Genomic DNA, 24,900 nt, shown 5'->3' on the forward strand with positions numbered 1-24,900 from the left:
TTTCGGCCATCGTGCCCCCGAAATTCGTTCGCATGACGCGACTGAAATTAGGCCGCGATACGTCCTGCGTCCGGCACGCACTCACTCCTTCGGAGTTCATGCCCGTGCCTCCCACAAATGACTTTACGGCGTGATGCGTTTCCTGCTTCGCCCGTCAACGCACGCCTATCGCGGGCTCTTCGACTTCGCATTGCTTTCACAATGCTTTCCTGTCTCATCGAACGGTGTTATGCAAAGCAGCGGGATATATTTTCGTTACATAATCCTCAACCACTTTCAATTGACTACCGAGCTGCTTTTTACGTTCTTCTAATTGATTTTGGTACTGCAGTTGCTGTTCCTGCATGGATAACAGCGTTTTATTAAATTGTTCCTGATTTAATCCAGCTGATTTAGCTAATTGCTGTATATCATACAATACAGGTTCAGCTAATGAAACCTCGGGCAAACTATAATTTTCAGGCACTTCATAGCTTTTAAGCTTTTCTTGCAAAATCTTATTTTCATTAAAGACTTTCGCACTGTTTTTATAGGCTTTTTCTAGTTCTTCGACACTTTTGTACTTGCCCGCATAGAGTTTAGGTGGTTCAGTGACTACAGTTTCTTCAGTAACTGGATTTACTTCCTCATTATTCGTTGTTTCCATCGTCTTCCTCCAGTAATTGATGAATATAGGTCATGGTATTTTGAATATCACGCCAGACAGAACGTCTACCATCCGTCCAAGCAAAGCCTGGATTAGTAGGTGCTGGTGATTCTTCCATTGCAGTACGCAGTAATTGATTTTTCAAAAATTCAGAGCCTTGTTTTTTTGAAAACAATAGAAACAAGTCGTACTGTTCTTTACTAATTTTCTTTTTACTCAGTAATGTATCGAGTTTATTTAACATTAAACCTGTACCTGAGAGGGAGAAGGAATAGAAATTGGGCTGGCTCTAGTAGCTGGCGTTGGTAATTGAGGCGTAGGCGTTTGGGATTGCTGAATCTGCTGTGCCATGTGTTGTAAGAAACTAGCAAATTCTTCTTTAGATTTCATAAGCTTGGATGGTAGATTTAGTTTATCGGCTAAGAACGGTAAGACTTCTTCCATCTTGGTTGCTGTTAATACGGCACCTTCTCCACCAAACTGTTGGAGTATTTGTGCCATCATTGTGAAGTGGCTTAAATCGTCCTGTTTCTGTAAATCATAAAGCGGACTTTGGAAGTCAAAGCGTAATAAATGTGGATTAATACCACTAACACCTCTATCTTGAGACAGTAAACGCCGTTTGGCTAAAATCTTGGCGCTGATGGTAAAAATCTGTTTAGGCAATTCGTTAATAAGTCTTGAAATATCGGTTGCGCTGGTTCTTTGTGCTCTATTTTCTCGAATAGAGACTTCAGTCGCTGATTTAACCGGTGTATTCACTTCACCAATGGGATCGACTTGAAAGCCATCGCGAATAATCTGTCGTAAATCTCTGATATGCTCAAGTACTTCAGGATATTCAGGTAACTGTAATGCTTCTAAAGGATTTCTTCCTTGCGGATTACGTGCAATTAACGCGCCAGCCCATTGCCGTACCATGTGTGGGTTAAAGTATTTATCTGCATCGTAAAATAACGGAGGATTAGCCTTATACGCTAAGTTTTTACGACTGTATTCGATGATACGATTAAGATCACGTATGGTGGGTAATAAATCAATGCCGATGCCTCGTCCTTCACATTCACCGGGTCTAACCCGATCTCGGTAAATAATAATCTGGTTATATTCGCGCTCTGTTTCCCATAATGGCGTTAATGGATCATCTTCTAATATGGCATAGAGATAAAATTTATTTTCTTTTAGCTTGATTTGGCCATAAATAACCGTAAATAATTCATTGGGTTGTTCTAGTAATCGTCGTTTATTTTTATATTTCGGAAAGTCTTCCGCTATTTTTCTGCCACTCATGCGGCATTGGTACCAGCAGGTGTTTAACACATCATCGGTACTGTATTCTATGGTTAATGCAATGGCGGGGATAGAACGAAAATATAAAGGCGTCACATCATCAATGGATTCAACCCATAAGGCAGCTGTTCCACCGACTAAATCCAAATTACTGCAAGCAACCATGCGGGATAGATTTGATTGGTTTAAATAAAAGAATAATCGTTCGTTTATTTCGTCAATAACAGGTTGTAAATCTGAAATGTTGTCTTGTTTAGTGAAATGCAGATCAAGGCTTAATTTGCCCCAGGTACGATCTTGAGGGAGTAACAGACCGTGTAGGTCATTCGCACGCTGATAGGCGCTTAGAAGCGCCGTATTATCCCACATCATTAATCCGGTGGGTTTACCTTCATCGCGATAATTGAATTTTATATTGAATGCATCTCGATCGGGGATAACATAAGTATATAAATCTTTATATAACGCTAACCATCTATCCTTATAGCGTTTACTTTCCTCATAACGAGCATACAGTTGAGCAAAGTTCATTGGATAATCTGTGCCGGTGGAGTAGGGTTATCAGGATTACTAAACTGTTGCGCATCTTGGCCTTTGATTATAGCCATACGTTGTTGTGCAATGGCTTGACGTTTTTGTTCTAATTCTTGTTTTTGAAGTTGAATTTGCTCGTCCATTAATCGATTAGCACTATCATCTCCGCCACCACCACTCATGCACGCCTCCAGTGAGCTAATAACTCATAATTGGATTTATCTTTATATTTCAAGAGTTTTCGATATAAATGCCTAGGGTTAAATGTCCAACCGATATCAATCCCACTAAAATAACGACACACCTCGTTACAGGTGTACCATTTGATAGGAAATTCCTTAACTTTTTTAGGTTCCTTAATAAAGGTAACGATAAAAGCCGTTAGCATCGGTAGTTTTTTAATACTCTCTAGATTTCTATTCACATCTTTAGATTTCAAAATACGATAAATAAAACCTGCGGGCGCAATCTCAAACAAAATACAGTGGTCACCTTGGTAACAGAGCAAAGCACTATGAACGAGCTCCTGACTAAAACTAAAAAGGTTATATTTTCCTATCCCACGGTTATAAAACAGGAAAACCGAAATCACTTATGCTTTCTTAGTTTCTTTAAAGTTTCTGCTAATCGAGCTCGTTTTGCTAACAAAGCATCCTTAGAATGCGTTGCTTTTTCTAGTTTTTTTTCAGGAATTTTTTCACCTTTTTTCATATGGAGTGCTTTACGTAAAGCACCTTCATGCGATGAGACAGGAAAGCATTGTGAAAGCAATGCGAAGTCGAAGAGCCCGCGATAGGCGTGCGTTGACGGGCGAAGCAGGAAACGCATCACGCCGTAAAGTCATTTGTGGGAGGCACGGGCATGAACTCCGAAGGAGTGAGTGCGTGCCGGACGCAGGACGTATCGCGGCCTAATTTCAGTCGCGTCATGCGAACGAATTTCGGGGACACGATGGCCGAAATTCTTCGGGAGCATAGCGACTCACTTGTTTAATTGCTTTTTGAATCCATTTTTTAGCCATCGTTTAATACCTTCTTAATTTCATCGAGTTCTTGCCGCAATAGGACTAATTCATGTGCGCCTACGGCAAATTCAGTGGGAAAACGTCGTTCTAAGATCCAAGCACGTGATTGCCAGCTTTTTACGCCAGCTTTAATATCATCCAATAACCCAATAATCGCTTCGCACTCACACTTTTTTAAAGTGCTAGAAAATTCAGCTAATGCAGTTTTTTTACCTTCTTTTAAATGTTCAAGGCCGGTATTAATCCAATCAGATAAGGTAGCGCGATTAATTCCATTCGATTCAGCAGCTAGTGAGTAAGGGACTAGATTTGAAACGGCAGCAATAATATTTTTTGCGCGCTCAGGATTAAACTTGGTAGGCCGTCCTACTTTCATCCCCGATTATGATCCACAAAAATAGGTTCAGCGTTGCCCAAATAACGTTTATTAACCAGCGCATAGGCATTTGCTGCATGGGATTTGGCTAGCTTGACATAAAGAGATTCCGAGTCCGAAGACTCGGAGGGAGATACAGTTGTTTTAGGAGCTTTATTATTCATTGCAACAGGAAATAATAATTATGCAACTCTGACTATAGAATAAAAACCCCATTAAAACAGCTACCTTATACGGTACGTTTCTTTTTATCCTTTAAAAAATACAATGATATTCCCTCTCTTTTTTAGGATTTTCTTATGGCCCGTGGTGTAAATAAAGTTATTTTAATTGGAAATTTAGGTAAAGATCCTGAAATACGGGCTACACCTAACGGTATATCTGTTGCTAGCTTAAGCTTAGCGACGAGCGAAGCCTGGAAAGATAAACAAACCGGTGAAAAACAAGAGAAAACAGAATGGCATCGTGTCATATTATTTCAACGCTTAGCTGAAATTGCTCGTGATTATTTAAAGAAGGGTATTAAAGTCTATATCGAAGGGAAATTACAAACTAAAAAATGGCAAGATAAAAACGGCCAAGATCGTTTTACTACCGAAATTGTCGCTAACGAACTACAAATGCTAGATAGCTCTACAAATAAATCCTCTGATAGCGACTTTGATAGTAGTATTCCCTTTTAAAATAAATCGAAGTAATCTTGCAAAATATCGTAAGTCTCTTCGATGCTATAAGAAACAGCAGTGGCATAACCCACTTCTGCCATTAATTTTGACCAGTGTTTTTGCTCTGGGCTTAAATGGCCCCTTTCACTTTTTAATTCGATCCATAAGCCATGGTAAGTAGGATTAGGGTAAGCAAGAAATAGATCAGAAACACCCGCTTTAACTCCCATCTTTTTAAGCTTTATTGCTTCTTGAGGTCGACGATAACCGCCATTGGGAATATGTATGAGATATTCATCTAAAATCGGCTGTGTCTTCGCCCACATCATCAAACCAATGTGGTGCTGCGTCTCGGTCATAAAGAATACTCTCGTAGGTGGTATAACGGGTTTTGCACTTATGGCAATGGTGTCGGCGAAGATATAAACGTCCGCCAAATTGGGGGCGTGAGTTGGTTACCGATGTTTTGGGATAATTACAGTTAGGGTTAATACAACGCATCTATTTCTCCGGTATCACTGTGAATTTATAATGTTTTCATTCTTCTCGGATAGATTTGTTAGCTTTTAGAAAATGATAGAGACGCTTTTGTTTTTCTGTTTCTAGTTTGGAATAAATTTTCTGTTTCTTTTTCTCATATTTTTTCTTTGTCCTATTTTCCCTGAATTGTGCTAGGGAAGGTATTACTCTCTGTAGTAGGTTCTTAAGCATTAGTTGACTCCTTGTTTCTTTCACAATAGGGGCAATGAGGGACTTCGTAGGGACTTTCTTTCCCTAGCAGAATATGTTTTTGGCAGGCCTTACAGAAAACAGTCTTGTTATAGCTGATAGAAACAACACGTGCTTGCCGTAGGGCGGTAACTTGATAGCTGGAGATAGCGACGTCTAAGCTAATCTGATTAATCGCGTAATCAAACATCTCCTCGATTTCTTCATTCGTCCAATTATCATGACGACCTACGTTTTCAATTAGCTTTTTGAGTTGCTGTTGCTCTTTTCGTATGAGAACAAGTAATGAGTCTTTATATTTGACTAACCAGCACTGAACTTTTTCTGTAAGGTGCTCTGTTGGGAATAGTTTAATTTTTGACCCTTCCAAACTGACTTTGATCCCGCGTTGGCGAAGTTGGTTAAGAAAATTGTTATTACTCATCTTTCTTCTCCATCAGATCGCTGACATCAATAATGAAAATGTCTTCTTCCTTTGTCTTTTCAGAGTTGGTCAAATTTTGTCGAAGGTAACCATCGTCCTTCTCGAAGGAGACCATATAATTTGTTTGGCACTCTTCGGGATTTTTGGTCTCCTTCAGCAAATTTTGACCAATTTCTTTGTTTTTAGCTTCTAAATTGTTTAAATTTTGTCGAAGGAGGCCAAGCTCTTCAGCGGGAGATACTATTTCTTCATATTCCATGGTCTCCTTCATCAAACTTTGACCAACTTCCTTATTATTTTCTTTAAAATTGTTCAAATCTTGTCGAAGGAGGCCAAATTCTCCGAAGGAGGCCAAAGTTTTTTGATGGTACTCTTCGGTAGCTTTAGTTTCCTTCGGTAAAGACCACATCCAACCCCCATTCATTCCTGATTTCTGAGTGATAATTTTTAGCGCAGTCTTTGCTCGTAGAGTGGTTCGCCAGGATAAGCCGTAATCATTTGCTTCTTTTTTTAGTTTACTAACTGGTTTAGAAAAATGTGCTAGTTGATCAGACAAAAAGTCCATGGCTTCTTTTAATAGGGTATGTTCTTCAGGATCACTGGGTGAAGACATGACCTCATGAGCTTTGATATCAACAGGTTCTGTTTCCCAAACGATACGAGAAGTGCTGATACCACTGTCTAAAACACATGATTCTATTGAATAAGCTAAACCTGTTTTGTCATTGCCTATATTATTTTTCATAGGCAATAACATACGACGGTTATCATTGTTGGGGTCTTGAGCTATTAAGAAAGCAGCACGGGCAGCCGCTACGAAGGCTAAGCTGCCACTAACACGCATGAGTGGGTCTTGATTCGAGGTCTTATTTAAATGTGAAATAGCTAAAACAGCAAGATTATGTTTAGCCGCAAGTTCACTCAAAGGAGTGAGCAAAGCTCTGATTTCAGCATTCTTGTAACTATCTGTTTCTCCTAAATAAGCGGTAATGGGGTCAATAATGAGTAATGCTACGTCTTTTATTTCTTCTAAAAGTTTATCAAGATTGGCAATATCTGTTTTAAGACTGAATGATTTTTGTAATAGCTTTCCATGTTTGTTTTTTATTTGAACACATTTTAGAAAATGCGCCTTAGTTAAATCAGCGCCAGCCGCACTTAGTCGTGGTGCTAATGTGTCACTTGGGTCATCTTCTGCTGAAAGAAAAATAACATTCCCTGATTGACAAAGGATTTTATCAACAGGCCAAATATCTCCGGTGGTTACAATAGCCGCTAAACTTGCGCTTATTTGCGACTTACCTAAGCCGGGATTACCAGCAATAATAGTGACTTTACCTCGAGCAATACGTCCAGGCCAAAGCCAGGTAATGGATTGCTGTTCAACATCAGAAAAACGTTGATACAAAATACCATGTTCTCGTGTAACCTTTTCTGGTTCTAAATGGCTTAACTCGATTTGTGCTTGTTGAATGAGTTTTTTTACATCGCCTTCATTTGCCTGTTTATCAAGATAATCCAACATCTCTTTAAACTTTCGACGTTGAGAATGACTTTTAACAATAGCTGCATGGGAGGCAATATTGGAAATACTATAGGGTTGATTTAGTAACTCTAAAACATAGATTTCGCCGTTAATTTCTTTGAGTTCGGGAATAATTTTAACTTCATTGCCGAGACTTAACGCATCAACACATTCACCTTGTTCTAATTTTTGGGAAATCAAATCGAAGAGAACTTGATGCTCTCTTCGATAAAAGTCTTTAAAGGTTAATTGTTCTTGTATGATTGGCCAAGTGGTATTATCGCGTAATAGCCCACCTAGCACCGCTTGTTCAGCTTCAGGAGAATAATAGTTCATTATTTTCTCCTCGTAATAACTTGTTTTTTAATTAATTGAGATAACTCTTGTCCAAGATATTTACGAAATGAATTTGATAGATGGTCTATACCAAGTAAGCGGATCACTAAATCAGGGTAAAAAGAACATCCCCACGGTACGTGATAAAAAAGTTTTTCTATATGTTTCCCTTGATTAGGATTTCGTATAGGAAAATAGGTTAGATAATTGGGTAAATAAATCCATCTTCTTAAAGCATCGCTAGCAACAAATGCATTTTTTTGAAGGGCATATAAATCAAAAATAGCCTCATCTTGATCATATTCTAAATCACGAACGATGTAGTCAAGGGGATAATAGAAGCATCCTAGCCGATTACTGAAAGGACTTGTATATAAGTAAGCCAAAAATACTTTTTTGTCATTAGTTAGACCCAATGTATCATCCCAAAAATTAAAGGGTAATTTTGATTGTGGATAACGTATAAATTGCATAACTATCTCCCAATAACAGTTAATAAAAGTGAACGACAGGTAAAAAGAGGGTTTTCTAAAAATCTGATTTTTCGGTAAGCCGCATGAGGGGTAATTTCTTCGCGCCGAACTTTCTCAATGAGTTCTTCATCGTTATAAGCAATAATCCGTTTGAGCATTCGATAGGAGAAAGCACTCCCTAGACCAAAAAGTTGAGCAACAAAATCTCGGGTTTTGCCTCCTGGAGGAAGTGCTATATGTGGATAATTATCCACCTTAGCGTCTTTTTTGAACAGATTTTCTCGTCGATCCCCGCTCAAATTTTCAACTCTTTATGCAAGTTTTGTTCTTGTGATTAAATCAAACTCGCCAGCAAGATATGTCCTGATGGCTTTCCCAGAGTCTTGGTTAACTAACTTTTGTAAATGAAATTTGTAACCATCAATTACTTTTTTATTTTCATTTAAATGATAGAAATAGGTTTCTTCTCCAGAAATTAAATGATTAAATTCGTCAATGATGATTGGGGGTTTTTCTTTGAATTTTTTAAATCGAATATCTTTGTTGATGACTATTTTTCGTAAATCTATTTTTCCATATGTAATAGGAATGTTTGAAAATAGTGAACTCTTAGAAAGTATAAATTTGTTTCTCTTGCTGTCTGAAATTAAATTAATAGGGTTAATATCTAAGTTTATTTTTTCTTTTAAATAATCTGCAATTAATATTGCTTTCTCATAACTAAGTTCTCTATAACCATTTCTTATTTGACTAATATGTGGTTGTGTAATTCCTAACAAACTCGCTGCAAATCTTTCGGTGCCACAGGTTTTAAGAAAAAGTTCAAAAGTATTGTTATCCATCTAAACAATGCTCCTTATCTTTCTAATAGGTAAAACCAGCTTACCTAAGATATTCATAACAATTGTTATGAATATTTCGCGTAAGATCTTCATAAATTAATAAAAAAATTAAGAACATTTATGTAGTAAAAATGCTTACTAAGTAACTAGGAGAAGAGTATGCAGCCACGACTCATTCGCTTACGTGATGCACCGACTTATTTAGGGATGGATCGCCATCGATTTAATGAAGAGGTTAGACCTTACTTAACAGTGGTTCCTATCGGAGAAATAGGAATTGCTTTTGACAGACTTGATTTAGATGCGTGGGTAGACGATTATAAGCAATGTAAGGGTCGCCCTCCATTAAAGAGGAGATCATTATGGGAAAAAAGAAAATGCCAGGACTCGTTAAACGCGGGAACATTTGGCACATTAACAAAAAAGTCAACGGACGTCGCATTTCAGAAAGCACTGGATCAGGTTCTCTCGAAGAAGCCGAACGGTATTTAGTTCGTCGTCTTGAACAGATTCGACAAGCCAGTGTTTATGGAGTAAGACCAAAGCGGACTTTTAGGGAAGCAGCAACTAAGTATTTATTAGAAAACCAACATAAAGCAAGTTTACATATTGATGCAGCTAATATTAGGTTTCTTGATAAATTTATAGGTAACTTACCTTTAGATAGAATTCATATGGGGAGTTTACAGACTTATGTGGATTCACGTCGAAAAGACGGTGTGAAGACAAGAACTATTAATCATGGATTGCAAGTTGTGCGACGTATTTTAAATTTAGCAACAGAATGGTTAGACGAATACGGTTTAACATGGCTAGCGGTTGCCCCGAAAATTCGGTTATTTCCTGAATTAGATAAGCAACCACCTTACCCGTTAGATCAAGAAGAGCAAACCCGCTTATTCAATGAGTTACCTATACATTTGAGGCAAATGGCATTATTTGCTGTTAATACAGGTTGTCGTGACCAAGAGATATGTAATTTACAATGGCAGTGGGAAGTTCAATTCAATGGGAGTTCAGTTTTTATTATTCCTGGAGAGTTTGTGAAGAATCGTCAAGATCGCTTAGTTGTTTTAAATGACATTGCACGTTCTGTCATTAATCAAGTTCGAGGTATGCACCCTAAGTATGTTTTTACTTATTTAGGAAAGCCTACTACCCGGATGCTTAATTCAGCTTGGTTAAAGGCACGTGCGCGTGTTGGATTACCTAAAGTACGTGTTCACGATCTTAAACATACATTTGGTCGACGATTACGCGCAGCAGGGGTAAGCTTTGAAGATCGTCAAGATTTATTGGGACACAGAAGTAGTCGCATCACAACGCACTATTCGAAAGTAGAGTTAGATAATTTAATTCAAGCAGCGAATAAGATATGCAGACTGGGGAAAGGTATACCCATGCTAACGGTACTCAAAAGAGCGGCCTAGTGTTAAGCGTCGCGCAAAAGTCGCGCAATGTATTTTTTGTAACGGATTAGGTTTTATTTAAGTGTTTGATTTTACTTAGATTATCTGGTGGCCGAAGGTGGAATCGAACCACCGACACAAAGATTTTCAGTCTTAATTTTTACATTTTTATCTATTTTTAATTTCTTTTGGTTTCTTCTAATTTTACCTTAAATTTACTTGTATATAGGAGTTTAAGGTATATAATAACTTCTAATCTTTTTTAGTCTTTTTTACTTCTGGCTACGACATAGTTACGACACATGAAGCTAACAAAAATTGTAGTAGATAAACTTCAGTTGCCTACGTCAGGAAATCAAAAGCGTTATTATGACTCGGTCATGACAGGTTTTGGTGTAAGGGTAACTGCTAAAGGTGCTAAAGCTTTTTTTGTAGAAAAGATGATAAAAGGAAAACAAAAGCGCTTAACAATAGGGCGTTATCCTGCGTTAACGGTAGAACAAGCTCGGAAAGAGGCACAAAAGCTATTAGGTAAAATTGCTACAGGTGTTGATCCTATTGCAGAAAGCAAAGCGTCTAAACAACGTTCTTTCACCCTCCAAGAAGTTTTCAATGACTATATTAATGCTCGAAAATCTCTTAAGCCTTCAACAATATTGGATTATCAGCGTGCTTTTAATCAAGTAATACCTGATTGGTTAAATAAATCTTTTTTAAGTATTACAAAGGAAATGGTTTTTTTGCGTCATGAGGCGCATGGAAAAGAACGAAGCGAGTCAAGGGCAAATGACGCTATGCGTGTTTTAAGGGCTTTATTTAATTTTGCTATGAACGAATATGAAGATGATAAGGGAAAGCCATTGATATTTGAAAACCCTGTAAAGCGCTTATCTCATAAGCGTGCTTGGTATCGCATTGAACGCCGACAAAGTGTGATTAAACGGCATGAATTAGCACAATGGTACCAAGGACTGCAAAAACTCACTCATCGTTATGATGCTAAGCAAGCCGAAATGATGAAAGATTATTTTTTATTTGTATTGTTTACAGGCTTGCGTCGTGAAGAAGCAGCTACAGTGCGGTGGGAAAATGTTGATTTTAAAGATTTTACATTAACAGTTACTAAAACTAAGAATGGGCAAGTACATACGCTACCGTTATCAACTTTTCTTTATGAGTTATTGCTACGCCGTAAAAACGAGACTATAAGCGATTTTGTTTTTCCCGCTACTAACGGTAAAAAAGGGCATTTAACCGAGCCTCGTAAAGCGATGTTAAAAGTAGCAAAGGAATCAGGGATTGAATTTACTGTACACGATTTGCGCCGCACATTTATCACCTTGGCGGAATCATTAGATATTCCTGTTTACGTTCTAAAGCGCTTGCTAAATCATGCTCTTGTAACAGACGTGACAGCAGGTTACGTTGTGATTAATATTGAACGCTTACGAAAGCCTATGCAGCTTGTTACTGATGCCTTGGTTAAGTTGATGGGAATAGAAGGCAACAGCGCTGTTTAGAAAAATATTAAATGGAAAAAATATAGATTACTTAATATAGCAAGGAAGTTATGAAATGGAGAAAGCTTTAGAGCAATTTAATCATTGGGTTAAAAACTCGAGTTTTAAAAGCGTATATGAGACTCTTGAATCAAAAAAATTTCCTATCACATTGGCAGTTCAGGTTAAGTCTGATCTTTTATATTTACCTATAAATATACTAAGAGAACTTTTAGAAAAAGAGTCTATTGAGGTGAAAATAGCCTATCAAGATATTAATTGCACGAAACCTATTGAATTAAAAGAGCTACTAATAGTTACTCAAAAAGACTTAAATATAACAAAGGTGGCTTACGCAAGGCTATTTGCGCACTATTTAATCTATTCTTATATAGCTGCCACACAGGAAAAAAATTACATTGATGAATGGACGTTAAAAATATTTTTTTCGAGGGAAAGCTGCACGGCTGAAGAAGCGGCTTATATTTTTATAGGGGTAAAGGGGTTAGCTAATCCAACTCTTGTAATCGATGAAAATGTTTGTGCTAAATGTATAGATGAATTTTCTAAATTTGAGGAAATAGTAGTTAATATTATTAGTAGTGGCCATTATGATGAAATGGATTTAACATCATTAATTGATGAAACATTAGAATTAGGACTAAATATGGTTGAAAAAATAATGTTATATCATATGTCAACCCTCATCATACTTTTTAAAAGTTGGTCCGTTAAACACCCCCTTTATATGGCTGATAAATTTTGTGAAATGGGTGTTAACTATAAAAATTTTTCAGTACATGAACAATTGATCATAAAAGTCCTTAATGATAGAAAAGATGTTGCTCCTAACACCTTTAAAGAGAAATTTCCCTATTTGTACGAATTTTTAGAAAAAAATAAAGAGCCGCAAGAGGCAATTATTAACCCTCTAAAACAGCATTTTAGTAAATTTGGAGAAAAGGGGGGTAGGCAACTTAAAGAAAAAAAAGAATTAAGGCTATTGGCGCAATACGAGATAAAAAAAGGCCACACATGGACGACATTTAAAGCGATGTTAGAAAAAAAACACACTCAAGAGATTGATGCATACGATGGAATCGAAGGTGTTTGCTATTCAATTTACCTTATAAATAATGGTAAAGAGATTATTATGTATTACAGTACAGATACTCAAGAAAAAGAACAGGAAATTTCTATTTATACTTTGAAACGCTACTTTAGTGAAGAAAATAGAAAAATAAAAGAAAGTTCCGAGCTAGTTTCTCCAGTGTAAGATGCTCTATCTAATAAAACTTAGAGTAGATAAAGACCTTTTAACTACTCTTTCCCTGCTCTTGCGTAGATAAGGCTTAAAATTTACTACTCCTGCGCAGTTTAATATCTTTTTTACTGCGCTTTCGCAATAAGCGGCTTACTGCGCACACCCCCAAAGCATAATTAAACCTCATATTAATTATTTTTAATTGTGAGGTTATATACACATGCAGGTTAATAAACTGTATCTCAATGAAAGTGAAGCAAGTTACCGCTATGGCTATAGTCGTCAGTGGTTCCAGCGCGAACGTTGGAAAGGCACAGGTCCTAAGTTTCTCAAAATTAGCGGCAAAGTACTTTACCCCCTAGAAGACACCGATAAATGGTTTTCCACTTCTGGCTTAAAACAAAGTACCAGCGAAACAACAGGAGGTAAAAATGCTTAAGACTGAAAGAAAATATTTAAAACCGCAAACACTCTTTTTGCGAGATAGATTAATAGAGCGTCCTTATAACACCTGGGAACTTCGTACGAAGTTTAATATTTACAGTCCAGCGGCTCGCATTACAGAGTTAATAAAAAGTGGGTATGTTATTTATAAAAGTTTGATAGTTGTTAAGGACGTTAATGGTGGCGTACACCGAATAAGACAATATGCCTTAGTTTCTCAATTTGATAGGGAGGATAACTATGATGTCTAAAAATAGCAAAGGACTGGGTATTGGCCGTACTCAGCCCTTTAAAAATAAACACATACAATCGCATAATAAGTTAAATGGGCAAACAACGCTAGTTAAAAATAAAAGTACTACGACAAAACGTCAGTTTGACCGAAACATGCTCCCTAACCCTCGTGTTTATTATGCGGGGGTGTTAAAGAAATTTCATCCTCGAAAAGAACAAGCGACCGCACTGTGTCCATTTCACAAAGAGTCAAATCCTTCTTTCTCTGTCAATCTAAGGCAGGGAAAGTTCTTTTGTTTCAGTTGTGGGGCAAGAGGCGGAAATGTTCTCGATTTTCACATGCGTTTGCGCGGAATTGAGTTTATTGACGCTGTCACTGAATTGGGAGCATGGAAGTATGAATAACTTACTGACACAGGAAATTATCCAAGGCTTAATTAATAAGTTTGCAAAAAATGAACTAAAGGACGCATTGAAAGATTATAAACATACAGGTACACATGTTTATTATAATAAAGATGAAACAGTTGCATTGTTAAAGATCCGTCTAAAGGACATTACCACTGGCAAAAAATGGATAAGGCCTTTTCACTATGATAGTGAACACGGAAAGTATATCATAGGAGAGCCTAAGTTAGATCACGGTAAGCCGTTATATCGCTTACCTGAGCTAATTAAGCGCACCGATGAGACTATTTGGTTCTGTGAAGGAGAAAGTTGTGTAGAAGCGATGGAAAGCTACGGATTATTAGCAACAACATCTGGTTCAGCCAATTCAGACAATACGACTGATTTCTCACCTTTAGCCAATCGTAAAGTAAATTTTTTCTGTGACTATGATGAGGCAGGCATTAAGTATCGAGAAAATGTCACGGCTAAGTTACAGGCATTAGGCTGTACGGTTCGTTGGGTCGATGTTGAACAATTACATCTTCCGAAAGGTGGTGATTTTATTGACTGGATGGAAGCAAAGGGTAACATTACAAAAGAAGACATTCTGCAATTACCTTTAATTGATGCACCGAATTTAGAAGATGCGCCCATCCCTTTTTGTCCATTTGAGGTCAGAGATGACGGGGTTTTTTATTGTAAAGAAGAAGAGAAATTGCCTATCTGGCTTTGTCCGAAATTAGAGATAACCGCATTAAGCCGTGACCCAAATAATGAGAACTGGGGGCGTGTGTTAAAATTTAATGATGCAGATGGACATTCGCATCGCTGGGTTATGCCGGACACTTTTTTGGGAAATGGAGAGCAGGCAACAAGCGAGCTATTTCGCCAAGGACTGACGCTTCATCCTGGCTTAAAGCAAAAAAGACATCTTTTAGAGTATCTTGCTACCTCCCCCGTGGAAACTAAAGTACGTTGTATAGACCATACCGGTTGGTATAAGCAATCGTTTCTATTGCCAGACAAGGTTTATTATCCTTCTTCTGAAAATGAAGAGGCTTTGATTTACCATAGCGATTACACACTACATAACTATAGTAAATTGGGCACATTAGATGAATGGACTTACAATGTTTCTAAATATTGTGCCGGTAATTCACGATTGATGTTTGCAGTGGCACTGGCGTTTGCAGGACCACTCGTGGGTTTATTAGGGCTAGAAAGCGGCGGTTTTCATCTTGTAGGAGAAAGCAGCATAGGAAAAAGTACCGCCTTAGCTGTGGCCGCTTCGGTTTATGGCGGTAAAAACTACGTTCGTACCTTGCGCACCACCGATAATGGTTTGGAAGGATTAGCCGCACAACATAATCATGCCTTACTTATTTTGGATGAATTATCGCAGCTTAATTCACGTATTGCAGGTGACGTGTTTTATATGTTGGCAAATGGTCAAGGCAAAGCGCGTGCATTTAGAACCGGACAAGCCAAAAACATAGCGACTTGGTGTTTACTTTTTTTAACGAGCGGTGAACTGTCATTACGGGCTCACTTAGAATCAGCAGGACAAACCATCAAAGCAGGTCAGGAAATTCGCTCAATTAATATTTCAGCTGATGCCGGCAAAGGTTATGGGATATTTGAAGATTTACATGGTCATAAAGACGGTGCAAGTTTATCAAATTATCTTAAGGAGCAATGTCAACGTTCTTATGGCAGTGCTATTGATGCTTTCTTAACCTATTTAGTGAAGGCAGATAAAGAAAAGATTCTAAAGGAACGAAATGAGATAGCGCAGGAATTTCTAACGCGCATTAAAGGTGATAATGCACACGGACAAGTTAAACGTGTGGTAGAACGATTTGCCTTGGTAGCGGCGGCCGGCGAATTGGCGATAGAATGGGACATTGTAGACTCGGAAAAAGAAGATTCTATCGAAGCCACGTTTACCTGTTTTGAATCGTGGATGAACGATCATCGTGAAGGCGGTATGAGTTCGTCTGAAGAGGAAAAAATACTAGAACACGTCCGGCATTATTTTGAGACGCAATCATCACGTTTTGATTCGTTCTTAGTCAAATCATTCTTCAAGGGCAACCGAGCTGGCTTTGTGGATGAGTCGCACCATAAGCCAATGTCAGGCGACTATTACGTTTTTGTAAAAACCTTTAAGCAAGAGTTGTGTAAGGGTTTTGAGCCAAAAATTGTAGAGCAATTGTTATTAAAGAAAGGGTTGCTGAAACCTAATGCGGCTGGAAAAATAGGCGAGCCCATTTGGGTGCCATCCTGTGAAAAATCGATGCGTCTCTACCATTTTCCGTCTTTAATATTAGGAGAAAAAACAAGAGCTCATTAAAAAACGCTGTAAGGTTTGTAATGTCGTAAGGAATTTTATAAGCATTTGATTTTATTATGTTTTTTTTTAAAAATATCCTTACAAATCTCATTGCAAGGCTTGTAAGGATTGTAAGGAAGTTCAAAAATCCTTACAACCTTACAAACCCTATCTTATCTTTTGTAAGGGAAAATATTTCTTAAGTTATTGATTTTAAATGGTTTTTTAATTTCCTTACAGCCTTACAAACCTTACAACATTTTTTTGCCAAACCTGAAAAATAGAGGAAATAAACAGAAAATGAAATATCAACCAGGCCAAAGCGGCAATCCCAAAGGTAAGCCGAAAGGCGCATTAAATAAAAAGACGCGATGGTTACAATTACTTGAGTCTCATGCGGATAAGCTGGTAGAGCAAGCGATTGAACTAGCACAATCAGGTGATGCTAATACCTTACGTTTTTGCTTGGAACGACTAATTCCTAAAGCCAAAGATAGACCCGTTAACCTAATGCTACCTAAGGAGCTGGCTAGGCCAGGCGCTTTACTGGAAGCAGGTAACGCTATTTTAAGGGATGTGGCTAAACAGGAAATAACCCCCGATCAGGCTAAATCACTAATGAGTGTTTTGACAGCCTATCGAGATACTAGCTTAATGGAAAAACTGATCCAGGAAATTAACGAGCTCAAAGCAACGTTAAAAAGTCAGGAAAAAGAAAAGGTATTTTAGTATAAAATTAATTCCCAAGGAGATGTTTCAAATGCTTTATTCTTTTGAAGATAGAGTGCCGAAGTTCATTGGCGATAATCATTTTATCGCTGCCAGCGCCGATATTATTGGCTCCGTCATTATCCATAATAACGTTATTATCCTTTCAAATGCCGTTGTACGTGGGGATAATGATGTTATCGAAATTGGTGAAAATACGAATATTCAGGACGGAGTTATTATTCATACCGATCCTGGGTTTTCAACAAAAATAGGGAAAAACGTGACGATGGGACATAACGCTGTGTTCCATGGACGAAGCGTTGGCGACAACTCTGTGATTGGTATAGGGGCTGCTGTATTAGCCAATGCGGTCATTGGGAAAAATTGTATGATTGGAGCGAAAGCACTGGTGCTTGAAAATCAAGAAATTCCTGATGGATCACTCGTCATTGGCACAGGAAGAATAAAGTCAAAACTAACTGAAAATCAAATAGAAAATTTAAAAAAATATTCCCTGCATTATTTTGAAAAAATATCTCGATATAATAAGGGACTTAAAGTATATCAATAATAAAAGAATTTTTAAATTCTAGAGAAATAAAAATGAAATCAATTAATAAAATTTTGAATAAATTTTTGAAAAATAATAACTACTATGTGCTTAAAGACCTTAATTCTAAGTACATTGGGTGTAGTGAATCGGTAGCTGAGGAGGCAGGACTTGATTCCCCTAAAAATATTAATGGAAAAACAGATTACGAAATGATATGGAAAGATTCTGCAGAGTCTTTCATTCAAGCAGATAGCGATCTTATTTTAAACAAAAAAATACAAATCAATAGCCTAGAAATGATACAAGGCTCATCGGGCATGCACAAAGTGTTGGTTAGTAAAACAGGATTACGCAAAGACAATGGTGATTTAGTAGCGATAATATCAACAAATATTATTATTGACGATATCGACATGGATATTCGAAAAAAAATGGGTAAGTTGAGTGAGGATGAGCAGAAATTTTATTTGGGTTCTTTTTGGGGAGAGAAATATATTACCAAACGTGAAGTACAAGTACTTAAATGCATTCTCCATGGGTTTTCATCCATAAAAATGGCATCTATATTAGGTCTCTCTAGGAAAAGAATAGATTGTATCATAAAACAATTGAAGCAGAAATTACAGTGTAGGTCACAACTCGAAATAGTAAGTCGAGCTATAAAAGAAGGATGGATTTATTTATTGGAAGAAAACATTGGAATAAATAACATCATCGATAAAAACAAAAAACGCTCTCGGGATAGGGAATAATACGCTGTCAATTTTTAATTTTCACAAACTATCGGATATATCTGATCTTTTCTAAAAACCACAGTAAAAGTCCTATAGGGAAATTCCTATATTTTATTGTGCCGTTTTTTCTCTATAATTTACCGCTTTAAAGCTCTTAAAGGGATATAAAAAGTGGAACAACAAAAAGAGATAAGAGATAAAAAAATAGTAAAGGAAATCTTATTGGTGGAAGATTGTGCTATTCAAGTAAAGGCACTTTGTCGTTTTTTATATCTTTTAGAATATCAGGTTGAAATAGCAAGAGACGCTAAAACAGCAATTCAATTTATACAAAATAAACCTTATACGCTAATTGTAACAGATTTAGGGTTGCCGGATGATTCAGGTGAATTGGTCATTGAAGAAACCAGAAAATCTGAATTTAATCAGTTAACGCCTTTAATAGTTTGCACTGGACATGCCGACTCAAAAAAAGAAGAAAAATGCAAAGAGTTAGGTACTCAGCAGGTTTTAATAAAACCTATTTATATAGAGATGCTCAAAAAGGCGATTGAAAAATGTCTTATGAAGAAAGGACTTGATTTGAGTGTAGGCTATGAAGCGGTATAGGTTTTATTACATTTTAATGTATATTAGAATGGCATCTTTTTCTATAAATTATAAGAATAATATGCCAATAAAAGCAAATTTTAAAAGCAGTTTTAACCATCCCAGTAAAAATTCAGTTTGTGTGTTAACTGTCATAAGCATGAACAGCGAAAAACAGTCGGAGGATAATTTCAAGGCATTTCTTTTAGCTCTTAATGAGCAATATGAGTTTGGACGGGTTCATAAATTGATTATTGTTGTTTCTGGTGGATTACATCGACATTATATTGGTCTAGATAAAAAATTGGCTGGTGAGCAGGTAGTTAAGCTAGCAAATGACATGGATGAGGCCTGGATAGCTTCTAATCAAGAGATTCTTAATTGTCTCAAGTTTGATTATCAGATTATCACTTGGGATAAGTTACTAGAGGATAAAGAAGAATTTCAAGTATTTTTTGTACAAGTTAAGAATGATTATCTTTCTAAGGATAAAGCTTTTAGAAGTAAGGTCCTCCAACATAGTGGAGGATATTATGCTGAAAAACTATACGCAAAGTTAAGGCAAAAAATGCCTGATATAACGTTAGATGCTTGTCGAGAAGCGGCGATTAATTATGTGTTAGACGAGTGTGCAGTGCTAGTTAGCCTGAATCGTTTAGCAGATTATTTGGTTTATCCTGGGAAAATGAACCCGTGTGCTTCTCATATATATAAAAATTACTTTTCAGATAGAGAAGAGTTTTTAAGATACATTGAGTATAGTTTGACTATGCCAAAACAGGTGAAGAAAGAAACGGCATCAAACGATTCTGCTGTCGATGTTTATGGCCCAAGATTTTTTTGTAATTCTAAACAGTTAGATAAGAAAATTTTGTGTTCTACGAAAACCTTGTTAAAAGAGTTAAATAATTATGATAAGGTCATGTTTTCTATTATACAAATATAAGCGACCACAACAATACTCGAAGCGAAGAACTCACCCTCCCCGGCCCGGCTCTGGCCCGCCGCTTGATGTGTCTCCCCACGCTTTCCCCCCCAACCTCCTCCCTTTTTTTTCGGGACCCCCTGTTTTTCCCCTCTCCCTGTTTCTTGCCCCTGGCCCGGGTCCCTCCTTGGTTGGGTTCGTGCTGCTCTTCACGCCGCTCCCGTCGCCCGCTGGCCTCTCTTTTTGCTGCCGCTCTCGGGCCTCTTTGGCTCCCCTCCGCCTTTGCGGCGTCCCGGCGTTGTCCCCCGCGGCCCCCCCCGCGCCCTCGTCGTCGCCGCGCCTCTCCCGGTCTTCTCTCTTCTTTGCCCCGCTCCCCCCCCTCTTCGGCCCCGACTGCCGGGCTTCTTGACCTCTTTTGGGGCCTCCGTTCCCTTCCTGCCGCCCCCCCGCGCCCCCGGGCCCCCCCCGTGCTCCGTCTGCCACACACCACAACGGACAACTAAACACAACGAGAAGCACATACACGCACGCCTGTTTCTGCAGGTAGGCCTTGCCAATGCAAGCAAGTATGGATTAAAAACACCCGAAGAAGTAAGAGATAATGGGACGATGATTTATCAATCAGGTAATCAATTACTAGAAATATTAGATTCAGTCATCATTGCGCTTGAAAAGAATAACATCGATGATATCAAAAAAGATAAGATAGCTTTATACGAATTTGCTCAAGAAATGGAAGAGCTTATAAAACCTAGTATATCTATAAATGGTTTAGAATTTGAACTACAAGTAGATAAAAATATAGGAGAAATTGTTAGTGACAACATCCGATTGAAACAAATTTTGGCCAATCTCCTATCTAATGCGGTTAAGTTTACCCCTAAGGGTAAGGTTATTTTATCCTTTGAGCGGACTACAGGTAAGTTAAAGATAGAAGTATCTGATACGGGTATAGGGATTGATAAAAGCAATCACGATCGAATATTTGAACAATATGAGAAGATTAAGCCTTCTTACAAAAGCTCAGAATTTACAGGGGTTGGTATGGGTTTATATCTAGTAAAGCAACTCGTAGAAAAGTTAAATGGAAAAATCAGCCTAACGAGTAGTCTAGGCAACGGCTCAACCTTCCAAGTAGAAGTACCTTTAAGAGGATGAGTGTGTGCTAAACGCGAGAGACGGTTATGGCCTGGAAGTATAAATTCTGACTATGCTGTTTATATAGGCCAATCAGTCTTGATTATTTGCCCTCTAAATAGTTATGCAATTTAATTAATTGGTTAATTTACGTATTAAATATTTGTTTAATGAATGGATATTTAATGGTGTATAATTGTACATCTTCTATACAGTTAACAGTCAACAATGGACTATTGAGATGGCTAACGAAACCCGTTTACCCAATGGACTTACCCAGCGTCAGTTTGCCTTCTATAACCGATTAATCGAGCAAATGAATGAGACAGGCAGGATGGACGCTAAGCAAGCGGCTGTATCAGCAGGATATTGCTCAACAAGTGCTTCACGAATTGCTACTCGTCTTTTGAGAAAGCCAGAAGGTCAATCTTACCTAAAATCTCTACAAGTAAAATCTGCTCATTCTGCTGCCACTACGATGGATTGGATAATGGAAAAGCTGGTATGTACAGTTAGGGCGGGCATTTCTGACGATGGTTCAATTAATTACAACGCGTTATCCTGTTCTATTCGAGCTATATCTGAAATCAATAAAATTAAAGGGTACTATGCACCCGATAAGAAAGTGAAGCTCAATATGACCATGGATGATAATATTCAAGAAGCTAGAGTAAGAGAACTAATTATAAAATACACTAGAGAATATTGATTGTTCAGTATCACTTTATCTAAAAGTTGGCGCTGATTACGACACTCATACGACACGTGATTTTTAATATTTCCTTATAAGTTAGTTAAACCCTTAGATTATCTGGTGGCCGAAGGTGGAATCGAACCACCGACACAAAGATTTTCAGTCTTCTGCTCTACCGACTGAGCTATTCGGCCCGTATAGGGGAGGTAGATTGTAATCAATCTCTCTAACTTTAGCAATTAGCTTGTTTTTATTGCCTTTTTTCATAGACTTAATCGCCAATTGAGACGCCTAGCTATCGCTTAATGGGGATCCCCCTACGTAGTGTTTAGATCAACTATTTGTCCTGCCCTTCCCTCGGTTATTAGTTTAATAGTCCCTTAACCTTAGCATGATATAAATTAAGCCAATAACATCCAAGAATAATAATATCAAAAAATGCTAAAGCTATTTGCTTTTATAAGTGGAAAGGAGACTCTACAACAAAGAAAAGAAGCCTATAAAGAAGTATTTCTTAACAACCTAGCGCAATTTAAGTTCGATATTACTCAACCCTTATTAGATATGAGTGAATATCAGGACGCCGTACAAAGCTATTTTTCAGCACGGCTTGTGAGCTTAGAAGAAGGACTCGAGCATCATTCGCTAGTTCGGAGGTTTAAAGATCAATATGCTGAGAAAATTATTGGTTTAACACAAAGGCTAACTACCTTAAGCGAACTAGCCGAGAAACAACAGATAGGCTCTGAAGCGGCGCTAGTAGGTTATCAGAAAAAACTGAATGTTGGTTTGTTAGATATAAAAAAAATTGCTGAGGAGTTTTTTCAGCAAGTCAATAAAGATATTACCGAGCTGCTGGGTCTTCTCAGCACCGTTGCGTTTAAACAGAGTGATCCACTTCTTCATATAACGGATCAGATTAGAGACGCTATACGCAGAGATTTGACGAATATACAAAGTGAAGCGTGGGCGCTAGCGCCTGATGAGCATCTATTTAAAACACTAAGCGTGCTTGTAGACTCTGAAGCATTGTCTCAAGTCACTAGAGAGCAATTGCTGGGATTATTTGAAAAGTTAAACTCATCTAAAAATGCCAAATTGATGATTTTTAGTTTAAATGCCGCCTTTAATACGGTTCCTAGCCGACTTAGCGAAATAGGGTGCGAGAATGCATCTATAACCGCGCGTATACAGGGTTTGGGAAGGTTTTTAGACGAAAAATCAGTGGGGCCACTTGAGCATTATTTAATGACTGCTCAAGATTATTTTAGTTTGTTGCTGAGGTTGGATAGGGATGATCCAGGCCTAGTCAATTACATAGAAGCGCATTCAACAGAAAAACCGTTATTCGAGCGTCTTTTAGAAAAATTTAAAAAGAACGAACTAGTCTCTTTGAGAATATTAAAACAGGCTTTCAGGACGGTGTTAGATAGCGAGGTAAAAAACCTTGAAGAAACTAATCGTGAATTAGGGGATTCGAGCGAGCCGCTAAATAACCTCATTGATGAGTATAATGGCAGGTTACGGGCACTCGAGTTAACGTTTGAAGTGAGCATAAATGACTATCATAAATTAAGCTCTTTTTACGAGGTGTCAAACTATTACTGCACTGTTTTAGAAATGATTAAGCTGCATTCTGTAGAAGTAAGAAAAAAAGCAGCGGAATATAGATTGGTAGCGCTGATTCTCGAAAAATCGCGTTGCGTAGATAAAGCGGAAATTGATATTTTCTTTAAGGAAATAAAAGATCCGGATTGCCGAAAAAAATTGGTAAAAAGTATTACTGAGAAGGCTTTTCATCTTTTAGGAAAGGTACCGTCAAGTAAATTTGGTGTTTATATAGAGAATCTCTTGCAATTCGCTGAGGCAGAAGAAGTCCCGCTAGCATCCTCTGAATCACCAGACTACCTGTTTTTACTTAAGAAAGAATTGAGAGATTCTCTCAGAGGGAGGCACCTAGCGTATTTTATTAAACAACAGTCTGAAAAAATAGGCGAATATTTGCATAACAAGCGTGGCGGGCGTGATTGTGGTCCATTTAGCTTATTAAACAGATATCTAAATTATTGTGACCTTAGTCAGCTTGAGGCGCTTGCTAAAAATAAACCGAACTTGGAAGATACGATTAAGCGAGTGATATCGACTAAACAGCTGTTGGATTTTCAAAGTAAATATCATGCGGGTTTATTGTGGGAAATTTGTGAATGGTTTCATAGCGTTGACACCTATCAACGGCCTTTACCTTTTTTTACCACCCCTCAGGATAGAGATTGTTTTTTTAGTACCATGGATGCCATTAGTTTTCTTAGGAACGCAATCGAGAACATCAATGGTGAAAAAAGCAATTATAAAGCAAGCTTCTTCGTCTTAAATAGTGATGTGAAGGTTAAAAAACGAGAAGCGCTTGAGCGATTAAAAGAGCAACTGAAAACATTACCTAATCTAATTGATAATCAAGTGCTGGATGAGAAAATTAAAAATTGGGAAACTGAGTTTGGGGCGGTTATCGATAAACAGCGATACCGATTTTATTTGATACTAGGTGTGATGATTTACCAGGCGCTTAAGTATTATATCTTAGGCCAAACGACGGTAACAGAGTCTCGTCATTGCGTTGAACGTTTAAAACAATATCTTTATCAGGCGAGTGCGGCTATGCAAGCCAATGCTCAGGAGGGGCCGGCCAATACATCCGCTTTGAGGATAGGATTGAGCCCATAAAAAGAGGAATAGATGATATAACCTGTGGTTAAGAGGCTACTGTTTATTTTCTTAACTTTAAATTCCAGAGTACATGCTGTATTATTTCGGCCATTAGTCTGGACATGATTAAAAAATTAACAATCGGAAACTATAAAGAATGGCCCGGGTCCCTACAGAAGCACATTGGCGTGATTCCGCACGTACCCCTCGATTTTTTTTGATCGATGCGCGAGCGGCGTTTCCTTTGCTGTTGTTTTTGCTACATATACGCGTTTGGAGCTTTGTATTGGCACTCGTTGCGATGGCGTTTTTTGGGTTATTGGGACGTTATGGTTTTTCTGTAACGGTGTTTTTACGGTGGCTACGAACGGTTTTTGCGGGCCCACGCAAGATCGCCATTCCTTGGTGGAAGGAATAGG

The 24,900-nt window shown here is 37.9% G+C and carries 34 protein-coding genes and 1 tRNA gene; 18 read left to right on the forward strand and 17 right to left on the reverse strand.

Annotated features, from left to right (window positions below; translation table 11 throughout):
* Nucleotides 1–47 precede the first annotated feature (47 nt).
* Genes KX723_RS02910 through KX723_RS09730 form a run of 7 tightly spaced genes read right to left on the reverse strand, consistent with a single transcriptional unit; the run spans nucleotide 48 to nucleotide 3,181 of the window.
* The gene (locus KX723_RS02910; protein ID WP_218813323.1) at nucleotides 48–218 is read right to left on the reverse strand and encodes a hypothetical protein; all 171 of its coding nucleotides are present in this window, start codon (nucleotides 216–218) and stop codon (nucleotides 48–50) included.
* Nucleotides 215–646, reverse strand: a complete 432-nt coding sequence (locus KX723_RS02915) for a hypothetical protein (protein ID WP_218814589.1) — start codon at nucleotides 644–646, stop codon at nucleotides 215–217. Before KX723_RS02915 ends, KX723_RS02910 begins: the two co-directional genes overlap by 4 nt.
* Entirely contained in the window at nucleotides 630–890 is a 261-nt protein-coding gene (locus KX723_RS02920; protein ID WP_218814590.1) for a hypothetical protein, read from the reverse strand. Before KX723_RS02920 ends, KX723_RS02915 begins: the two co-directional genes overlap by 17 nt.
* Entirely contained in the window at nucleotides 890–2,467 is a 1,578-nt protein-coding gene (locus KX723_RS09660) for a portal protein (RefSeq protein ID WP_246562515.1), read from the reverse strand. Before KX723_RS09660 ends, KX723_RS02920 begins: the two co-directional genes overlap by 1 nt.
* Nucleotides 2,464–2,652, reverse strand: a complete 189-nt coding sequence (locus KX723_RS02930) for a hypothetical protein (RefSeq protein WP_218814591.1) — start codon at nucleotides 2,650–2,652, stop codon at nucleotides 2,464–2,466. The genes KX723_RS09660 and KX723_RS02930 overlap by 4 nt, the downstream gene beginning before the upstream one ends.
* Nucleotides 2,649–3,062, reverse strand: a complete 414-nt coding sequence (locus KX723_RS02935) for a hypothetical protein (RefSeq protein WP_218814592.1) — start codon at nucleotides 3,060–3,062, stop codon at nucleotides 2,649–2,651. The genes KX723_RS02930 and KX723_RS02935 overlap by 4 nt, the downstream gene beginning before the upstream one ends.
* The gene (locus KX723_RS09730) at nucleotides 3,059–3,181 is read right to left on the reverse strand and encodes a hypothetical protein (protein WP_281421177.1); all 123 of its coding nucleotides are present in this window, start codon (nucleotides 3,179–3,181) and stop codon (nucleotides 3,059–3,061) included. The genes KX723_RS02935 and KX723_RS09730 overlap by 4 nt, the downstream gene beginning before the upstream one ends.
* Nucleotides 3,182–3,213: 32 nt before the next feature.
* Between KX723_RS09730 and KX723_RS02940 the strand changes: the two genes are divergently transcribed.
* Nucleotides 3,214–3,384, forward strand: a complete 171-nt coding sequence (locus KX723_RS02940) for a hypothetical protein (RefSeq protein WP_218813323.1) — start codon at nucleotides 3,214–3,216, stop codon at nucleotides 3,382–3,384.
* 99 nt (nucleotides 3,385–3,483) lie between these two features.
* Here the strand turns inward: KX723_RS02940 and KX723_RS02945 are convergent, their stop codons facing one another.
* Nucleotides 3,484–3,870, reverse strand: coding sequence for a hypothetical protein (locus KX723_RS02945; protein WP_218814593.1), 387 nt, complete (start codon nucleotides 3,868–3,870; stop codon nucleotides 3,484–3,486).
* A gap of 299 nt (nucleotides 3,871–4,169) precedes the next feature.
* On the opposite strand from KX723_RS02945, the gene ssb reads away from it, so the two are divergent.
* Complete coding sequence (ssb, locus tag KX723_RS02950) at nucleotides 4,170–4,553, forward strand: single-stranded DNA-binding protein (RefSeq protein WP_218814594.1); 384 nt, start codon at nucleotides 4,170–4,172, stop codon at nucleotides 4,551–4,553.
* Here the strand turns inward: ssb and KX723_RS02955 are convergent.
* The 8 genes from KX723_RS02955 to KX723_RS02985 are packed head-to-tail and all read right to left on the reverse strand — an operon-like array spanning nucleotide 4,550 to nucleotide 8,864.
* Entirely contained in the window at nucleotides 4,550–4,894 is a 345-nt protein-coding gene (locus KX723_RS02955) for a VRR-NUC domain-containing protein (protein WP_218814595.1), read from the reverse strand. The genes ssb and KX723_RS02955 overlap by 4 nt on opposite strands.
* On the reverse strand, nucleotides 4,830–5,036 hold the full coding sequence (locus KX723_RS09835) for an NrdR family transcriptional regulator (RefSeq protein WP_425516592.1): 207 nt from the start codon (nucleotides 5,034–5,036) through the stop codon (nucleotides 4,830–4,832). Before KX723_RS09835 ends, KX723_RS02955 begins: the two co-directional genes overlap by 65 nt.
* A 36-nt stretch (nucleotides 5,037–5,072) precedes the next feature.
* Nucleotides 5,073–5,246, reverse strand: coding sequence for a hypothetical protein (locus KX723_RS02960; protein WP_218814596.1), 174 nt, complete (start codon nucleotides 5,244–5,246; stop codon nucleotides 5,073–5,075).
* Nucleotides 5,239–5,688, reverse strand: a complete 450-nt coding sequence (locus KX723_RS02965) for a hypothetical protein (protein ID WP_218814597.1) — start codon at nucleotides 5,686–5,688, stop codon at nucleotides 5,239–5,241. The genes KX723_RS02960 and KX723_RS02965 overlap by 8 nt, the downstream gene beginning before the upstream one ends.
* Nucleotides 5,681–7,549, reverse strand: coding sequence for an AAA family ATPase (locus KX723_RS02970; RefSeq protein ID WP_218814598.1), 1,869 nt, complete (start codon nucleotides 7,547–7,549; stop codon nucleotides 5,681–5,683). The genes KX723_RS02965 and KX723_RS02970 overlap by 8 nt, the downstream gene beginning before the upstream one ends.
* Nucleotides 7,549–8,022 carry a hypothetical protein gene (locus KX723_RS02975; RefSeq protein WP_218814599.1) on the reverse strand — a complete coding sequence of 158 codons (474 nt, stop codon included), beginning with the start codon at nucleotides 8,020–8,022 and terminating at the stop codon, nucleotides 7,549–7,551. Before KX723_RS02975 ends, KX723_RS02970 begins: the two co-directional genes overlap by 1 nt.
* 2 nt (nucleotides 8,023–8,024) lie before the next feature.
* Entirely contained in the window at nucleotides 8,025–8,276 is a 252-nt protein-coding gene (locus tag KX723_RS02980; RefSeq protein WP_218814600.1) for a hypothetical protein, read from the reverse strand.
* A gap of 57 nt (nucleotides 8,277–8,333) precedes the next feature.
* Nucleotides 8,334–8,864 (reverse strand): helix-turn-helix domain-containing protein, encoded by a 531-nt coding sequence (locus KX723_RS02985; protein ID WP_218814601.1) that lies wholly within the window; start codon nucleotides 8,862–8,864, stop codon nucleotides 8,334–8,336.
* 362 nt (nucleotides 8,865–9,226) lie between these two features.
* On the opposite strand from KX723_RS02985, the gene KX723_RS02990 reads away from it, so the two are divergent.
* From KX723_RS02990 to KX723_RS03055, 14 genes are all read left to right on the forward strand, one after another.
* Nucleotides 9,227–10,294 (forward strand): tyrosine-type recombinase/integrase, encoded by a 1,068-nt coding sequence (locus KX723_RS02990; RefSeq protein WP_218814602.1) that lies wholly within the window; start codon nucleotides 9,227–9,229, stop codon nucleotides 10,292–10,294.
* A 281-nt stretch (nucleotides 10,295–10,575) separates the two neighbouring features.
* Entirely contained in the window at nucleotides 10,576–11,793 is a 1,218-nt protein-coding gene (locus tag KX723_RS02995) for a tyrosine-type recombinase/integrase (protein ID WP_218814603.1), read from the forward strand.
* Nucleotides 11,794–11,848: 55 nt separating this feature from the next.
* Nucleotides 11,849–13,048 carry a hypothetical protein gene (locus tag KX723_RS03000; RefSeq protein WP_218814604.1) on the forward strand — a complete coding sequence of 400 codons (1,200 nt, stop codon included), beginning with the start codon at nucleotides 11,849–11,851 and terminating at the stop codon, nucleotides 13,046–13,048.
* Nucleotides 13,049–13,256: 208 nt separating this feature from the next.
* Complete coding sequence (locus tag KX723_RS03005; RefSeq protein WP_218814605.1) at nucleotides 13,257–13,475, forward strand: helix-turn-helix transcriptional regulator; 219 nt, start codon at nucleotides 13,257–13,259, stop codon at nucleotides 13,473–13,475.
* Nucleotides 13,468–13,731 carry a helix-turn-helix domain-containing protein gene (locus tag KX723_RS03010; RefSeq protein ID WP_218814606.1) on the forward strand — a complete coding sequence of 88 codons (264 nt, stop codon included), beginning with the start codon at nucleotides 13,468–13,470 and terminating at the stop codon, nucleotides 13,729–13,731. Before KX723_RS03005 ends, KX723_RS03010 begins: the two co-directional genes overlap by 8 nt.
* Nucleotides 13,721–14,119 carry a CHC2 zinc finger domain-containing protein gene (locus KX723_RS03015; protein ID WP_218814607.1) on the forward strand — a complete coding sequence of 133 codons (399 nt, stop codon included), beginning with the start codon at nucleotides 13,721–13,723 and terminating at the stop codon, nucleotides 14,117–14,119. The genes KX723_RS03010 and KX723_RS03015 overlap by 11 nt, the downstream gene beginning before the upstream one ends.
* On the forward strand, nucleotides 14,112–16,457 hold the full coding sequence (locus KX723_RS03020) for a DUF927 domain-containing protein (protein WP_218814608.1): 2,346 nt from the start codon (nucleotides 14,112–14,114) through the stop codon (nucleotides 16,455–16,457). Before KX723_RS03015 ends, KX723_RS03020 begins: the two co-directional genes overlap by 8 nt.
* Before the next feature lie 279 nt (nucleotides 16,458–16,736).
* Nucleotides 16,737–17,165, forward strand: a complete 429-nt coding sequence (locus KX723_RS03025) for a DUF5681 domain-containing protein (RefSeq protein WP_218814609.1) — start codon at nucleotides 16,737–16,739, stop codon at nucleotides 17,163–17,165.
* 22 nt (nucleotides 17,166–17,187) lie between these two features.
* Nucleotides 17,188–17,718 carry a gamma carbonic anhydrase family protein gene (locus KX723_RS03030; protein WP_246562517.1) on the forward strand — a complete coding sequence of 177 codons (531 nt, stop codon included), beginning with the start codon at nucleotides 17,188–17,190 and terminating at the stop codon, nucleotides 17,716–17,718.
* 32 nt (nucleotides 17,719–17,750) lie between these two features.
* Nucleotides 17,751–18,452, forward strand: a complete 702-nt coding sequence (locus KX723_RS03035) for a helix-turn-helix transcriptional regulator (RefSeq protein ID WP_218814610.1) — start codon at nucleotides 17,751–17,753, stop codon at nucleotides 18,450–18,452.
* A 153-nt stretch (nucleotides 18,453–18,605) separates the two neighbouring features.
* Complete coding sequence (locus tag KX723_RS03040; RefSeq protein ID WP_218814611.1) at nucleotides 18,606–19,043, forward strand: response regulator; 438 nt, start codon at nucleotides 18,606–18,608, stop codon at nucleotides 19,041–19,043.
* A 28-nt stretch (nucleotides 19,044–19,071) separates the two neighbouring features.
* Entirely contained in the window at nucleotides 19,072–19,968 is an 897-nt protein-coding gene (locus KX723_RS03045) for a hypothetical protein (protein WP_218814612.1), read from the forward strand.
* A gap of 588 nt (nucleotides 19,969–20,556) precedes the next feature.
* Nucleotides 20,557–21,105 carry a sensor histidine kinase gene (locus KX723_RS03050; RefSeq protein WP_218814613.1) on the forward strand — a complete coding sequence of 183 codons (549 nt, stop codon included), beginning with the start codon at nucleotides 20,557–20,559 and terminating at the stop codon, nucleotides 21,103–21,105.
* A 220-nt stretch (nucleotides 21,106–21,325) separates the two neighbouring features.
* Nucleotides 21,326–21,793, forward strand: coding sequence for a terminase small subunit (locus tag KX723_RS03055; RefSeq protein WP_218814614.1), 468 nt, complete (start codon nucleotides 21,326–21,328; stop codon nucleotides 21,791–21,793).
* A 103-nt stretch (nucleotides 21,794–21,896) separates the two neighbouring features.
* On the opposite strand, the gene KX723_RS03060 is transcribed toward KX723_RS03055, so the two are convergent.
* Nucleotides 21,897–21,972: transfer RNA gene (locus KX723_RS03060), tRNA-Phe, on the reverse strand.
* Between the two features lie 244 nt (nucleotides 21,973–22,216).
* Here KX723_RS03060 and KX723_RS03065 point away from each other — a divergent pair.
* Together KX723_RS03065 and icmT are read left to right on the forward strand one after the other, a co-directional pair.
* The gene (locus KX723_RS03065; protein ID WP_218814615.1) at nucleotides 22,217–24,499 is read left to right on the forward strand and encodes a hypothetical protein; all 2,283 of its coding nucleotides are present in this window, start codon (nucleotides 22,217–22,219) and stop codon (nucleotides 24,497–24,499) included.
* A gap of 139 nt (nucleotides 24,500–24,638) precedes the next feature.
* Nucleotides 24,639–24,899, forward strand: coding sequence for an IcmT/TraK family protein (gene icmT, locus KX723_RS03070; RefSeq protein ID WP_218814616.1), 261 nt, complete (start codon nucleotides 24,639–24,641; stop codon nucleotides 24,897–24,899).
* Nucleotide 24,900: the final 1 nt, after the last annotated feature.

The organism is Rickettsiella endosymbiont of Dermanyssus gallinae (assembly GCF_019285595.1).
Taxonomy (GTDB): domain Bacteria; phylum Pseudomonadota; class Gammaproteobacteria; order Diplorickettsiales; family Diplorickettsiaceae; genus Rickettsiella_B.